Source organism: Kocuria varians, assembly GCF_006539885.1.
GTDB classification, from domain to species: Bacteria; Actinomycetota; Actinomycetes; order Actinomycetales; family Micrococcaceae; genus Kocuria; species Kocuria varians.
Genome location: NZ_BJNW01000006.1, coordinates 1 through 14,810, shown reverse-complemented (window position 1 = coordinate 14,810; position 14,810 = coordinate 1). Strand labels below are relative to the sequence as shown.

9 protein-coding genes are annotated in these 14,810 nt (G+C 72.1%); 5 read left to right on the top strand and 4 right to left on the bottom strand.

The genetic code is table 11. The features are described from left to right. Window positions 1–92: 92 nt before the first annotated feature. Genes KVA01_RS04370 through KVA01_RS04360 form a run of 3 tightly spaced genes read left to right on the top strand, consistent with a single transcriptional unit; the run spans window position 93 to window position 2,589 of the window. Window positions 93–488 carry a hypothetical protein gene (locus KVA01_RS04370; RefSeq protein ID WP_141269093.1) on the top strand — a complete coding sequence of 132 codons (396 nt, stop codon included), beginning with the start codon at window positions 93–95 and terminating at the stop codon, window positions 486–488. A gap of 3 nt (window positions 489–491) precedes the next feature. Then, window positions 492–1,175 carry a molybdenum cofactor guanylyltransferase gene (mobA, locus tag KVA01_RS04365; protein ID WP_141269091.1) on the top strand — a complete coding sequence of 228 codons (684 nt, stop codon included), beginning with the start codon at window positions 492–494 and terminating at the stop codon, window positions 1,173–1,175. A gap of 22 nt (window positions 1,176–1,197) precedes the next feature. After that, complete coding sequence (locus KVA01_RS04360; RefSeq protein ID WP_141269089.1) at window positions 1,198–2,589, top strand: molybdopterin molybdotransferase MoeA; 1,392 nt, start codon at window positions 1,198–1,200, stop codon at window positions 2,587–2,589. 481 nt (window positions 2,590–3,070) lie between these two features. Here KVA01_RS04360 and KVA01_RS04355 read toward each other — a convergent pair whose 3' ends face one another. Then, window positions 3,071–3,571 carry a DUF456 domain-containing protein gene (locus KVA01_RS04355; RefSeq protein ID WP_141269087.1) on the bottom strand — a complete coding sequence of 167 codons (501 nt, stop codon included), beginning with the start codon at window positions 3,569–3,571 and terminating at the stop codon, window positions 3,071–3,073. A 201-nt stretch (window positions 3,572–3,772) separates the two neighbouring features. Here KVA01_RS04355 and KVA01_RS04350 point away from each other — a divergent pair, with 201 nt between their 5' ends. After that, window positions 3,773–6,580 (top strand): multicopper oxidase domain-containing protein, encoded by a 2,808-nt coding sequence (locus tag KVA01_RS04350; protein WP_233438756.1) that lies wholly within the window; start codon window positions 3,773–3,775, stop codon window positions 6,578–6,580. A gap of 305 nt (window positions 6,581–6,885) precedes the next feature. Here the strand turns inward: KVA01_RS04350 and KVA01_RS04345 are convergent, their stop codons facing one another. Both KVA01_RS04345 and KVA01_RS04340 read right to left on the bottom strand, forming a co-directional pair. Beyond that, entirely contained in the window at window positions 6,886–7,590 is a 705-nt protein-coding gene (locus KVA01_RS04345; protein WP_141269085.1) for a LysM peptidoglycan-binding domain-containing protein, read from the bottom strand. A gap of 205 nt (window positions 7,591–7,795) precedes the next feature. Further along, a complete protein-coding gene (locus KVA01_RS04340) occupies window positions 7,796–12,895 on the bottom strand; it encodes an NAD-glutamate dehydrogenase (RefSeq protein ID WP_141269083.1) in 5,100 nt (1,699 codons plus the stop codon). A 328-nt stretch (window positions 12,896–13,223) separates the two neighbouring features. Between KVA01_RS04340 and KVA01_RS04335 the strand changes: the two genes are divergently transcribed. Next, on the top strand, window positions 13,224–14,057 hold the full coding sequence (locus tag KVA01_RS04335; protein ID WP_068468268.1) for a formate/nitrite transporter family protein: 834 nt from the start codon (window positions 13,224–13,226) through the stop codon (window positions 14,055–14,057). A gap of 106 nt (window positions 14,058–14,163) precedes the next feature. On the opposite strand, the gene KVA01_RS04330 is transcribed toward KVA01_RS04335, so the two are convergent. Further along, window positions 14,164–14,727 carry a histidine phosphatase family protein gene (locus KVA01_RS04330; protein WP_141269081.1) on the bottom strand — a complete coding sequence of 188 codons (564 nt, stop codon included), beginning with the start codon at window positions 14,725–14,727 and terminating at the stop codon, window positions 14,164–14,166. Between the last annotated feature and the right edge of the window lie 83 nt (window positions 14,728–14,810).

Genomic DNA, 14,810 nt, shown 5'->3' with positions numbered 1-14,810 from the left:
TTCTCCGCGCCTCCCGGAGCCCCGCCGTGACCCGCGGTCGCGCCCTCCCCGGCGGCGTCGCCCGCGGCGCGCCACGCCTAGACTGGTGTGTCATGAAGTCGATCGTCGCCCCGCTCCTGCTCGTGGTCACCGCGGCCGTCCAGGCCATGGGGATCTACCCCTACGTCCAGGACGGCATCACGCTCACCGGGCAGCTGCTGTTCCCCATCCTCTTCGCCCTGGGCGCCGCCTACCTGGCGCGCAAGGGCCGCCCCGGGGCCTTCGGCACGGCGCACATGGTGGTGCTGATCGCCTCGGTCATCCTGGTGGTGCTCTCCCTGGTGGGCATGAGCCAGCGCCTGCCCGCGCTCTACCCCACGCTGATCCTGTACTACATCGCGTTCCTGCTGCTCGTGGTCGAGTGCGCCCTGCGGATCGCGGGTCTGCCCAAGAAGCCCCGCCCCGCGGACGTGGACCCCGAGTTCGACGACGCCGAGTCCACCCTCTGAGCGGTGGTCACCTCCTCCGCGGCGCCGGGTGAGCCGGGCCTGACGGGCTTCGACACCGTCGTGGTAGCCGGTGGGCGCTCCTCCCGGCTGGGCGGCACCCCCAAGGCGGGCCTGCCCCTGGGCGGATCCACCCTCCTGGCGCACACGGTGGCGGCCGCGCGGCCCTTCGGCACGGTGGTGGTCGTGGGGCCGGAGGACCAGGAGCTTCCGGCGGACGTGCTGCGCACCCGCGAGGACCCGCCCTTCTCCGGGCCGGCCGCGGCGATCGCAGCTGGCACCGTCGCCCTCCGTGGGCTCCCCGTCCGCCGGGCGTGGACCGCCGTGCTCGCGTGCGACATGCCCGCGGTGGACCGTGCGCTCCCGGCGCTCGTCGAGGCGGCGGCGCGGGCGGAGGCGGCGGCGCGGGCGGAGGAGGCGGCGCGGGCGGCGTCGTCGTCATCTTCTTCCTCGCCTGCGTCCTCGGAGGTGGACGGCGTGGTCGCGGTCTCCACCGAGGGCCGGCTCGAGCACCTGGCCGTGCTGCTGCGCACCGGGGCCCTGGAGCGCGCCCTCGAGGCCGCTCCCACGACCGATGCCTCCGTGCGCTCGGTGTGGCGGCACCTGCGGTGGCGCGAGACCCCGGTGCCGGAGGGCAGCACCGCGGACGTGGACACGTGGGATGATGTCCGTAGGCTCGATCTGTACTGAATCAGCACGCTGAGGAGACATCATGCCCGGACTTCCGCACCCGCACGATCCCGCCGCCCGCGAGGACCACGAGCAGCACGGGACCCGTCAGGACGGCCAGCAGCCCACGGTGCAGTGGGCGCAGTGGGACGAGGCCCGGCGGATCGCGTACGGACTCCCGCAGCCCCTCCCGAACATCCTGCTGCCGCTCGCGCAGTGCCAGGACGAGGTGCTCGCGGAGGCCGTCACCGCGGAGATGCCGGTGCCGCACTACGCCTCCGCCGCTGCGGACGGCTGGGCCGTGGCCGGTGACGGACCGTGGCGCATCCGGGTCCCGCAGCCCACGGAGACGGACGAGCGACTGCTGCTGACGCTGCCGCCGGAGAAGCGGATGCTGCCGGTCGTGGAGCTCACCGCCGGTGAGGCCACGCACGTGAACACCGGGGACGCCGTCCCGTTCGGCACCACCGCGGTACTCGAGGCCCACCGCGGCCACGTGGTCCCGGCGGACCCCACCGCGCAGATCCCCGAGGACACCGAGCACGGCCGCAAGCCGGAGGAGGGCGACACCCTCGAGGACGCCACCCCGGCGGCACCGCTCGTGAAGAACCAGGACGTCCGCGCGGTGGGCGAGGAGATCGAGCAGGGCGACCTGCTGCTGCGCGCCGGGCGCAAGCTCAACCCCGTGCACCTGGGACTCGCGGCAAGCGCCGGTCACGACATGCTCCCGGTACGACGCCGCCCGCGCGTCACGGTGCTGCTGGGCTTCGCCAACGTGGTCGAGGACGGCATCCCCGGACCCGGCGAGGTGCGCGACTCCCTCAGCCTGCAGCTGCCGGCCGTGCTGCACGAGCTCGGGGCGAACGTGGACCAGGTGCGGCGTGTGGCGGACGGCGCCCAGGGCACGGTCTCCGCACTGACGGAGTCCCCCATGGGTGCGAACTCGCTGCTGGACGCCCGCGCGGAGATCGTGGTCACCACCGGAGGCACCGGCCACGGCGAGGACGACCACGTCCGCCAGGCCCTCGAGGAGCTGGACGCCCACCTGATCATCGACGGCGTGGCCCAGGAACCCGCCCACGGCGTGATCCTCGCGAAGCTGCCCGAGGACGGTCCCGTGGTGCTCGCGCTGCCCGGCTCACCGCTGTCCGCCATGACCGGTCTGCTCACCGTGGGCCACGCGCTGATCGCCGGCGCCACCGGGGAGGGAATGCCCGTCACGCGGCGCATCACGGCCGGGCAGGGCCTCGACCCCGCCGGCGTCACCCGGATCATCCCCGCCTACCTCCAGGACGGCCGGGTGGTCCCCGAGCCCGCCACCGGACCGGCCATGCTCTCGGGACTGGCCCACGCGGACGTGCTGCTGGTCGTCCCGGAGGACGGGATGAAGCCCGGCCAGGACATGGAGGTCGTCCCGCTCCCCTGGCGGGTGTGAGCGGATGGGACGGTCGCCGCGCGGGGCAACCTGGACCGGCGCGCACCAGGCGGGACGGCGGCGTCGTCCTCCGTGCCACCCGCGCGTGCTGTGAAGTGGAGCAAATGCAGCCCGGAACCGCTCAGACTGCATTTACTCCGCCAGGCAGGACCTCGCCCCGCCGTCTCCGAAGATTAAGTGCAGCTTCTGCCGCTGGAAGAGCCCCCGGCGGCAGAAGCTGCACTTAATCCTGTAATCCCGGCCTGACCCGGTCCGGGGCGCTGCCTCACCGCCGCCTGTTCACCGCCACTTGGGCGCGGGCGGCTGCCAGTCCGTCAGCAGCGGGAGGACGTCCTCCGGGCCGTCCGCGCGTACTCGTGTGAGGCGCCGTCCTTCGCGCCGGTGAACACGGCCACGGAGCGGATGCGAGGAGTCTGAGTCGTCATGCCCCCGACTCTAACGAGACGCGGCGGGAGCGCAGCCCCGTCACGCCGTCACGCCGTCACGCCGTCACGAAGAAGATGATCGCCCCCACGATGAACGTCAAGGACGCCAGCAGCGCGCACGAGAGCTCCACGAGCATGCCCAGCCCCATGGCCTTCGCCGCAACCCAGGAGGTCTCCAGCGCCGTGGTGAGGTTCCTGTTCCGCACGGTCTCGGAGAGCAGCAGGCCCACCACGAACCCGATCAGCAGCCCCACCACGGGGATCACGAACATGCCGACCACAGCCCCGGCCACCCCGAAGAGCAGCGTCCGGTTGGGGATCGCCCGGCGTTTGAGGGTGCTGCCGGTGAGCACCAGGCTGGACGACATCCCGGCCACCAGCAGCGTCCCGCCGAGCGCGAGCACCACCCAGCCCTCCGGTGCGCGCACCACGAACGCCCAGATGAGCAGCCCCACCAGGCCGGTGATGGATCCGGGAAGCACCGGGATCACGATGCCCACGCACCCCACGATGAGCAGCAGGGCGGTCACGACGGTGGCGATGATGTCTGCGGTCACCGTGCCATCGTACGGGCGGGACCGACCGACGGGGCTCGCCAGCACCCGACCCGCAGAGGAGGCGCGTGGGCAGCTCCGAACGACTCCGGCGCCCAGGCCCGCACCCGTCGGCGCTGTTCCGGGCGGGCGCGCCCAGGGACACCGCGCCCCGGAGCGGCCTAACATGGCATGTGAGAAGCCAGATAAGAGATCGGATGCACCGTGCCCACCCCCACCGCCGTTGAGCGTCCCTCCCCCGTGAAGGGCCGGCGTCGCCGCTCGTGGCACCGCACCGCCGGGCGGCCCGTGAGGTGGTGGCTGGTGGCCCTGGTGGTGGTGATCGGGGTGCACCGCTGGATCCCGGAGACCCGGTGGCTGATGGTGCACATGGTCACGCTGGGTCTGATCACCACGTCCATCATGGTGTGGTCCCAGCACTTCACGGAGGCGCTGCTGCACCACAAGTTCCCGGACTCCGCGCGCCCGCGCCAGGTGGTGCGCATCTACGGTGTCACGGCGGGCACGGTGCTGCTGATCGTGGGGATGCTCGCCGGCTGGTGGTGGCTGACGGTCGTGGCGGCCGCTGTGATCGGTGGGATGCTCACCTGGCACGGCCTGTCCCTGCTGCGGCAGCTGCGCCAGGCGCTGCCCGCGCGGTTCGGGATCACCGTGCGGTGGTACGCGACCGCCGCGTTCTTCCTGCCCGTGGGAGCGGTCCTCGGCGCGATCCTGGCCAGGGACCTGCCCGAGACGTGGCACGCCCGCCTGCTCCTCGCGCACCAGTCCGTGAACGTGCTGGGCTTCGTGGGCCTGACCGTCAGCGCCACGCTGATCAGCCTGTGGCCCACGGTCCTGCGCACCCGCATGCACGACCACGCCGTCCGGCTCTCCCGGATCGCCCTGCCCCTGATGGCCGCGGGCAGTCTGCTGAGCGCGCTGTTCGCGCTGACCGGTGTGCCCGCGCTGACCGCGGCCGGTCTCGCGCTCTACGCCGCCGGAGCCGCGCTGGTCGGGTTCGTCATGCTGCGCACCGCCCGACGACGCCGCCCCGAGGGCTACATGGGCTGGTCCCTCGCCTCGGGCGTCGCCTGGCTCGTGGTCACCTCCGTGCTCGCGGCGTGGCTCGTGGCGACCCGCGGCCTGGAGACCTCGGTCGCGCAGACCCTGACCGTGCCGTTCGTCGCGGGCTTCCTGGTGCAGACGCTGTTCGGTGCCATGAGCTACATCCTGCCGTCCACCATGGGCGGCGGCCCCGCGACGGTCCGCGCGTCTCTGGCCGCCATGAACCGCGCCGGGGTCTACCGCGCGACCGTCGCGAACCTCTGCATCGCCCTGTTCGCCCTGCCCGCCGGCGTGCTGCCCTCGTGGGTGCGCGCGCTCGTGTCCATCGTGGGCGCGGTGGTGCTCGCCGCGTTCATCCCGCTGATGATCTCCTCCGCCAAGGTCTCGGTCGCCGCGCGACGCCGCCTCGCCGCCGAACGTGCCGCCCGCACGACCTCCGACGACGCCGCCGCCGCTCCGGCCCGCACCCCGGACGACGGTCACGACGGATCCCGCCCCCGGGCCACCGGCGGAGGGGCCGCGCGGACGTCGGGCGGCGCGGCGTCGTCGAGCCCGGGGGTGTCTCCGCTCACCCAGTTCCTGGCGGGCGTGCTGACCGTGGTGCTCGCGGTCGCGGCGGGGATCGCGGTCGCGCCGCAGTCCGCGGGGTTCTCGCTCAGCGGCGGCCCCGCCTCCTCCGAGGGCACGGGGGAAACCACCGAGGTCACGATACATGCCCGCGAGGACATGCGTTTCGACCCCTCCCAGATCCGTGTGCCGCGGGGCAACCGGCTTGTGGTCACTCTGGTCAACGACGATCCGGCGATGGTGCACGACCTCGTGTTCGCCAACGGTGCGACCTCCGGGCGCCTGGATCCGGGGGCCACGACGACCGTGGACGTGGGCGTGGTCACCGACCCGCTGGAGGGGTGGTGCTCCGTGATCGGCCACCGTTCCATGGGCATGACCGTGAACGTGGTCCCCGTGGACGAGAACGGCGCCGCGGTGGGCGACACCGCCCACGACCACTCCGGGGCCGCGGCGTCGACCGGCGATGATCCCGCGGCGCACGCGGACCTCTCCGCTGCGCCGGGCAAAGACGCGCAGACCCGCTCCCCCGTGCTGGCACCGGCATCGGACGAGACCGTGCACCGCATGACCCTCGATGTCCAGGAGGTCGCGCGCGAGGTCGCCCCGGGCGTGACCATGGACGCCTGGACCTATAACGGCCAGTACATGGGACCCACGCTGCGCGGGAAGGTGGGCGACACGTTCGAGATCACGCTGGAGAACCACGGCTCCATGGGCCACTCGGTGGACTTCCACGCGGGAACCGTCTCCCCGGACCAGACCATGCGCACCATCGCCCCGGGTGAGTCGCTCGTGTACCGGTTCACGGCAGACCGTTCGGGCATCTGGCTCTACCACTGCTCGAGCATGCCCATGAGCACGCACGTGGCGGCGGGCATGTTCGGCGCCGTGATCATCGACCCGCCGGACCTGCCCGCCGTGGACCGCGAGTACCTGCTCGTGCAGAACGAGACCTACCTCTCCGCCCCGGCGGAAACCCAGCCGGACCTGCCGGAGGGGGTGGACGCCGTCGTGGACCCGGAGAAGATCGCGGCCGGGCGCCCTAGCTTCACGATGTTCAACGGCCACGCCACCCAGTACATGCACGCCCCGCTGACCGCCCGCCCGGACGAGCGCGTGCGGATCTGGGTGCTCGCCACAGGGCCCTCCAAGGGGCTGAGCTTCCACGTGGTGGGCGGCCAGTTCGACACCGTGTACAAGGAGGGCGCCTACCAGCTCACCCCCACCGCGGCGTCCAACCCCGGCGGCACGGGCGGCGCCCAGGCACTGGACCTCAGTGCCGCACAGGGCGGTTTCGTGGAGCTGGCATTCCCCGAGCCGGGGACCTACACGTTCGTGAACCACTCCTTCGCCGAGGCGGAGCGCGGCGCGAAGGGCCTCATCAAGGTCGAGAGATGACCGACGGGGCGCGGACCGTCCCGGGTCACTGAGGCCCGGGGCTCGACGCCGCGATCACCCGGGCACGCGCTGCGTCGCGAGAGGCTTGCCGGAGCGGGTGCTCGCACACCCCTGCCGCGTTCGCTCGGGTGAGCGGCGGAGGGCCGGTCGACGGCGCGTGGGCCATCCCGGGGCCCGACGCCGCAGTCACCCGCGTGGGGCCGGAAAGCGAACCGCCCAGCGCAGCGGCCCCCGGCCTCGCATCCTCGGAGGCAGGCCCGGGGGCCGTTGCGGTCCGCCGACGTACGGCGTCCGCAGAGTCGATCTCACATCTGCGGGATCGTGATGACCTGTCCCACGCGGATGGTGTGCATCGTGATGCGGTCGCGGTTGGCCTGGTAGAGCTTCGCCACCGGAACGCCGGAGCGCTGCGCGATGGAGCCGAGGGTGTCCCCGGCCTGCACCACGTACTGGCCCGCGCCGATGGTCCCGGTGCCGCTGTCGATCGGCGCGTAGCCGGAGCCGCCCGCACCCTTGACACCGCTGTTCGTGCCACCAGCCCCACCACCGGACGCACCGCCGTTCACACCGGAACCGCCAGCAGCGCCACCGGCACCGGCCGAGCCACCCGCGGCACCTCCCGAGGTCCCGGAACCGGCCGCACCACCACCAGCTGCGCCGCCGGCGGCCGCACCACCCTCCGCGGAGCCGGCCTGCGCCCCGCCCTGGCCCGCACCGTCGCCCGAGGAGCCGGAGCCACCCGGACCGCCCGAGCCACCCTGGGAACCGTCACCGGAGGCCCCCGCCTGGCCGGACGCACCACCCGAGGCACCGTCCGACGCGCCGTCGGAAGCCCCCGCAGACGCTCCCGACGACGCCCCGTCCGAGGCCTGCCCGCTCGCGGCACCGGAGGCCGCGGACTGCGAGGACGAGGCGGCGTCGTCCGTGTCACCGCCCTGGCTGCACCCGGTGAGCAGCAGAGCCCCCGCCACGGCGAGCGGTGCGAGTCCCTTGAAGATCTTCTGGTTCATGTTCTCTCCCAACGCGGCGGGCGGCCCGGGTGGCCACTCTGTGTGATGCCAGTCACACTACCGCACGGCGACGACGACGCCCGGGTGGCGTTCCGTGGGAACCGCCACCCGGGCGTCGTCAGGAGAGCCGGCCTCTGCCACCGGTCGCCGCCGCATCCCCCGTACAGGGGTGCTCGCACGGCGGGCTCGGGCCCCGGGACGTGCCTCAGTCCGCCAGCGCACCCCGCAGGGTCCGCAGGGCGACCGAGAGCGCGGCGAGCTCGGAGCCGAAGTCCTCCGAGCGCGTCATGGACTCGATCTCCTCGAGCACCTCGCGCAGCCGCTCGAGCCGGTCCGCGTTCTCCTGCTCCCACGCCTCGACCTTCTCCGCGGCGTCGGCCCCGGGGACCTGCAGCACCTGCGCGGCGATGGCGACAAGCGTGGCGTAGAGGTCCTCGCGCATCGCGATCCGCGCCATGTTCTCCCACCGCGTGGTCTGCGGCAGCGCCGAGATCCGGTTGAGCAGGTTCTCGAGTCCGTAGCGGTCGTAGAGCGCGAAGTAGACGCGCGCGACCATCTGCACGCTCACACCGTCCGCGTTGGTCGCGGCCGCGGTCTCCTCGGAGGACGACGCCGCGGCGTCGGCTTCCCCGCTCTCCTCGCCCTCGGGGCCGGCGAGGCCCTGGGACTCGGCGAGCCGGGCGACGTCGAGCAGCGAGTAGGCGTCGAGCAGCTCGGCCCACTCCACGGCGAGGTCCTCGGCCACGCCGTGGCGCTCGGCGAGCTCCGCCTCAGCGCGCGTGCGCTCCTGGGACTCCGCGCTCATGAGCTGCTTGGTCCCGAAGCGCAGGCGCGCGATGGGCCGGTAGGTGTTCACGAGCTCCTGGATGTCCGAGTCCCCGATCTGGCGGTGCAGGAACCAGCGCACCACCCGGTCGAGCAGCCGGCGCATCCGCAGGGACATCCGGTTCCACAGCTCCAGGGGCACCTCGGTGCCCAGGTGCGCGTGCCGGTCCGCGTAGTCCTGCAGCTCGAAGATCTCCATGGCCGCCACGAACGCGCGCGCCATGTCCGCGAGGTCCGCGCCGGAGCCGACCACCACGCGGTACGCGAAGGCGATCCCGCCGTAGTTGACGATCCGGTTGGCCACCACGGTGGAGATGATCTCCTTGCGCAGCGGGTGGGTGTCCAGCTCGTCCCCGAAGCGCTCCCGGATCTGCGCCGGGAAGTACTGCGAGAGCGTCCCGTGGAACCAGGGGTCCTCCGCGAGGTCGCTGTCCACGAGCGCCTTGGTGAGCTGGATCTTGGAGTACGCCGTGAGCACGGACAGCTCCGGGCTCGTGAGCGGCTGGTCCTGCGTGGCACGTTCGCGCAGCTGCTCGTCCGAGGGCAGGAACTCGAGCTCGCGGTTGAGGTCCGCGTTCTCCTCGAGCCAGTGCATGAGCCGGATGAACGTCTCCGTGAACTCGACGCCGCGGGCGCGCTCGGTGGTCAGCAGCACGTTCTGCGCCACGTTGGTGCGCAGCACGAGCTCGGCCACCTCGTCCGTCATGGACTCGATGAACTCGGCGCGCTCCTCCTGCTCCAGCAGACCGGCCTGGACCATGCCGTCCACGAGGATCTTGATGTTCACCTCGCGGTCGGAGGACTCCACGCCGCCGGAGTTGTCGATCGCGTCCGTGTTGACCAGGACACCGTTCAGCGCGGCCTCGATGCGGCCGAGCTGCGTGGCGCCCAGGTTGCCGCCCTCGCCGATGACCCGCACGCGCAGGTCCTCGCCGTTGACGCGGATGGCGTCGTTCGCCTTGTCCCCGACCTCCTGGTTCGTCTCCGAGGCGGCCTTCACGTAGGTGCCGATGCCGCCGTTGTAGAGCAGGTCCGCCGGGGCCAGCAGCACGCGGCGCACGAGCTCCTGCGGGCTTAGCGAGGTGACGCCGTCCTCGATCCCGAGCGCCTCGCGCACCTGCGGGGTGATCGGAATCGACTTCTCCTGACGCGAGTACACGCCGCCACCCTCGGAGATCACGCTGCGGTCGAAGTCCTGCCACGAGGTGCGCCCCGCGTTGAACAGCCGCTCGCGCTCCCTGTAGGAGGCGGCGGCGTCCGGCGTGGGGTCCAGGAACACGTCCCGGTGGTCGAACGCCGCGATCAGGTGGATGTGCTCGGAGAGCAGCATGCCGTTGCCGAACACGTCCCCGGACATGTCTCCCACGCCCACCACGGTGAACGCCTCGGACTGGGTGTCCAGGCCGAGCTCGAAGAAGTGGCGCTTCACGGACTCCCACGCGCCGCGGGCGGTGATGCCCATGGCCTTGTGGTCGTAGCCCACGGACCCGCCGGACGCGAAGGCGTCCCCGAGCCAGAAGCCGCGCTCCAGGGAGATCGCGTTCGCGGTGTCCGAGAACGCGGCGGTGCCCTTGTCCGCGGCGACCACCAGGTAGGAGTCGTCGCCGTCGCGGCGCACCACGTTCTCCGGGTGCACCACGGTGTCGCCGGCCTCGCCGGAGGTCTCGGCGGGCTCCACCGCGCCGGCACCCGGGGTGGCGTCCTCGGCGGACGACGACGCCGCAGTCTGCCCGGTCGCGTCCGTCCCGTCCTGCGCGGCCTCGGCCTCGGCCTCGCGCACGATGTTGTCGGTGACGTCCAGCAGGGACGCGATGAACAGCTTGTAGGCCTCCCGGCCCTCCGTCAGCCAGCCCTCGCGGTCCGTCTGCGGGTCCGGGAGCTGCTTGGGGAAGAACCCGCCCTTCGCGCCGGTGGGCACGATCACGGCGTTCTTGACCATCTGCGCCTTGACCAGCCCGAGCACCTCCGTGCGGAAGTCCTCGCGGCGGTCGGACCAGCGCAGGCCGCCACGGGCCACCTCGCCGAAGCGCAGGTGCGTGCCCTCCACGCGCGGGGACCAGACCCAGATCTCGTACGCCGGGCGCGGCTGCGGTGCAGCCGGGATCGCGGCGGGGTCCAGCTTGAACGCCATCGTGGGGCGGTGCTGGAACACGTTGGTGCGCAGGGTCGCGGAGACCACGTCCGCGAGCGCCCGGAAGAGCCGGTCCGCGTCCAGGCTGGGGACCTCGTCCAGCACGGCGCCCAGGCGCTCGAGGGCGGCGTCGCGCGCGGTCTCGCGGGCGGCGTCGTCGTCCCCGAAGCGCTCGGGGTCGAAGCTCGCCGAGAACAGCTCGGAGATCTCCGCCGTGGCCTGCGGGTACGCCACGAGGGTGTCCGCGATGTACTCGAAGGAGTTGGGGTAGCCCAGCTGCAGCAGGTACCGCACGTACGCGCGCAGCACGGCCACCGAGCGCCAGCTCATGCGCTCGGTGAGCACCAGGCGGTCCAGGCTGTCCGAATCGGAGCGCCCGGAGAGCACCGCGCACAGGGTGTCCTCGATGATGTCCTCGGTCTTGGCCTCGTCCGGGCCCGTGGGGTCCACACCGGCCGGCAGCTCCACGCCGAAGTCGTAGAGCTGGAACTCGCGGCCGTCCGCCGGGGTGACCGTGTAGGGGCGCTGGTCCAGGACACGCAGCCCCAGGTTGTGCAGCAGCGGCAGCAGCTCCGTGAGGGACAGGGCCTGCGTGAGGTAGATGTTCAGGCGCACCTGGCCATCCGTCTCGGCCACGCGGACCTCGGCGGGCAGGTTCGGGTCGCGGCCCCACAGCTCCTCGCAGCGCTTGAGGTCCTGGATGGCCTCCTCGATCTCGTAGTCCTCGCGGTAGGAGCCGGGAAAGGCGTCCGCCCAGAGGGAACCCAGGGTGGAAGCCTGCTCGTCGTCGAACTCCAGGCCGATCGCCCGCCCCAGGGACTCGGGCCACGAGCGCACGGCGGCACGCAGCCGGGCCTCCAACTCCTCGTGGTCGAACTCGCGCACCTGGCCCGTGTAGGGCAGACGGATGCGGAAGAAGAGGCGGGCCAGGGAGGAGGACGTTAGGCGAACCTCGAAGTCGATGGCCTCGGCGGCGAAGACGTCGTAGAGCTGCGTCTCGATGCGCTGGCGCACGGAGGTGTTGTAGCGGTCGCGCGGCAGGTAGACCACGGCAGATATGAAGCGGCCGAACGTGTCCTGACGCAGGAACACGCGGGTCTGACGGCGCTCGTTGAGCGCCAGCACCGCACCGGCGGTCTCGCTGAGCTCCGCGGCGGACATGTGGAACAGCTCGTCGCGGGGGTAGTCCTCGATGATGCCCATCAGGTCGCGGGCGGAGTGCGAGTCCGGGAGGAACCCGAAGTCCCGGACCACCCGCTGCACCTTCTCCCGGACCATGGGGGTCTGCTGGGCGGGCACGGAGTACGCGTGGCGGGAGAACAGGCCCAGGAGCAGGTACTCGCCGTCCACCTCACCGTCCGCCGTGAACGTGCGCACCCCGATGTAGTCCAGGTACTCCCGGCGGTGGATCGAGGAGCGGCGGTTCGCCTTAGTCACGAAGACCACCTGGTGGTCACGGGCGTGCACGCTGCCCAGTCCGGTGAGCCGCTGGGCATGGCCCTGCGTGCCACGCTCGCGCAGCAGGCCCAGGCCGGTGTCCGGGCGGGAGTGCAGCACGGCGTCCTCGCCGTCCGACTCGAGGTCGTAGCGCTTGATGCCCATGAACACGAAGTTGCCGTCCCGCAGCCACTCCAGGAAGTCCTTGGCGGCACGAACGTCCGGCAGGTGGGAGCCGTCCGGGAACGTGATGTTCTCCAGGGGGTCCAGCGACTGCGCGATCACCCCGGCCTCGCGCAGCATGGCCTCCTGGTCGTCGGACACGCGCACCACGTCCGCCACGAGCTTCTCGACGCGCTCGCGCAACTGCTGCCGCTCGGCCTCGTCCAGGGAACCGTGCAGCTCCACCCGGATCCAGGACTCCACCGCGGTGCGGGTGGAGCTGTCCGACGCCGCGTCCCCGATGATGTCGCGGGTCAGCGGGATGGAAGTGGTGTCCCCGGACGAGACGGACGAGATCTCCGGCAGCCGGTCCAGGGCGGTGAGCTCGTGCGAGGCGGCGTCACGCGTGGCCAGCAGCAGCGGGTGCAGCACGAGCTCCGCGCCGCCCCAGTTCGCGGCGATCTCCGTGGTCAGCGTGGAGACCAGGAACGGCATGTCCGTGGTGACCATGTACAGCACGGTCCGGCCGTGGTCCTCGAGGACGTCCACGCACAGCTCGCGCTCGTCCCGGACCCGCCCCACCCCGCGGTGCGTCTCGGCACGCTCGGTGAGGACCTGCTCGTCCGTGGCCGCCATGTCCGCGTCCGGAGCGGAGCGGTAGTACTCGTTGAGCCACGACTGCGCGCCGCGCCACTGCGGTCGCTGCCACACTGCGGGGATTGCCTGTGTGGTGTCCGGAGGAGGGGTCACTGCTGCATCACGCCTTCGTTCGTCGAGTTCGGTGGTAACTCCACGGCGTGGCACGTGACGCCCGATCGGGCACGGCACGCGAACCCACGGGGCCTCCTTCGACCCTGGCGTCCGCACCGTTCACGGCCACACTGCCGCATACCTCCCCAACCCTAGGGCTCCGGACTCACGCGGACCAGACGGGAGCGCGGTTCTGTCCTCCTGTTGCCGGGTTCTACACTCGTCCGGGCATCGATTTTCGGCTTCCCCCCTCGCGGACTCCCACCCCACGGGATCCGCCGCGCCCCCGTCACCCACCGGGGCCCCACGACGAGAGAGAGTTGACCCCGTGAGCAACGTGTCACCCACGGAGGTGGTGGCCGCGGCCATCAGCTCCGGCCAGGCCAAGGCCACCACCCCGTCCGGGACGCTCCTCCTGCGCGCGGTCCTCGGCGGCGCCGTCCTCGGAGCCACCACGTCCTTCGCGGTCTCGGCCGCCGTCAGCTCCGGATCACCCGTGGTCGGTGCGCTGCTGTTCCCCGCGGGGATCACCATCGTGATCCTAATGGGCATGGAGCTGCTCACCGGCGGCTTCGCCACGACCCCCATGGCGGCCCTGCGGGGCCTCGTCCCGTGGTCCGCCGTGGGCCGCTACGTCCTGGTGGTCGCGATCGGCCACCTGATCGGCGCGGGTGTCTTCGCCCTGGTGTACGCGGGCGTCCTCACGGGCTTCGGCTCGCACGACGCCGCCGAGCTCGGCCGGCGCTTCGTCGAGACCGCCCAGGCCAAGACCACGGCCTACCAGGCCCTCGGCTGGGCGGGGATGGCCACGGTGTTCGTCAAGGCCGTGCTGTGCAACTGGCTCGTGTGCCTGGGCGTGTTCATGGGGCTGACCTCCAAGGACACCATCGGCAAGATCGCCGCCATCTGGCTGCCCGTCATGGCGTTCTACGGGCTGGGCTTCGAGCACGCCGTGGTCAACTTCTTCATGGTCCCCATGGGCATGCTGCTGGGCGCGGACGTCACCGTGGCCGACTGGTGGCTCTGGAACCAGCTCCCCGTGCTGCTCGGCAACGCCGTGGGCGGCTTCGTCTGCACGGGTCTGGCGATGCTCTACGCGCACCGGCCCGCCGCTCCGGCCGTGCCCTCCGCCCCGGAGCAGTCCCGGTCTCCGCTCTCGTAGCGCCGGCACCACTCCTCAGGTGCCGAGGTGTAGAAGTGCCCGGATCCTTTCACCGGATCCGGGCACTTCTACACGTCAGGGGCACTGTGGCCCTCCCGCGGGCCGTTCAGGGGCGGGGTTCGGACGCGCTGGCCGCGCAGACCTCCGCGGCGGTCACGTCCAGGACCTCGCCGTTCGCGAGGCTGTGCAGCTTCGTGCCGCGGATGCGGTCCACGGTCAGGCGGATGATGGTCCCGTGCGCCACGACCATGACGTCCTGGTCCGGGTGGTCCGCGACGATGCGCTGCAGCACCGCGATGCCGCGCCGGATCACGTCCTCGGTGGTCTCGCCGTGCTCCTCCATGAAGGCGTGGCGCTGCTCGTCCGACTTGCCGGTGCAGTCGTAGCCCTCGGCGTCCCCGAAGGAGCGCTCCACGAGGTCCTCGTAGGTCCCGGAGAGCGTCAGCCCGATCTGCTCGCCGATCAGCTCCGCGGTCTCCCGGGCGCGCTGCAGCGGCGAGGAGACGAGGGCGTCCCAGTGGCGGCCGGAGGCGGCCAGCTCGCGGCCCACCTCCCGGGCCTGCTCGCGGCCGGTCTCGTTGAGGGGGATGTCCGAGCGGCCCTGCAACCGTCCCTGCAGGTTCCAGTCGGTCTGGCCGTGGCGGATGAGGGTCAGGGTCGTGTCAGTCACGCGTCCAACCTACCCCCGGCCGCCGACACGCTCCGCCCGGGGGACGACGGCGGGCCGGCACCCCGCAACCAGGGTGCCGGCCC

What these genes read in the sequence shown, in the direction of transcription:
- KVA01_RS04370 (WP_141269093.1), top strand. Translation starts at nt 93, where the DNA reads ATGAAGTCGATCGTCGCCCCGCTCCTGCTCGTGGTCACCGCGGCCGTC.
- KVA01_RS04360 (WP_141269089.1), top strand. Translation starts at nt 1,198, where the DNA reads ATGCCCGGACTTCCGCACCCGCACGATCCCGCCGCCCGCGAGGACCAC.
- KVA01_RS04345 (WP_141269085.1), bottom strand. Translation starts at nt 7,590, where the DNA reads ATGAACCAGAAGATCTTCAAGGGACTCGCACCGCTCGCCGTGGCGGGG.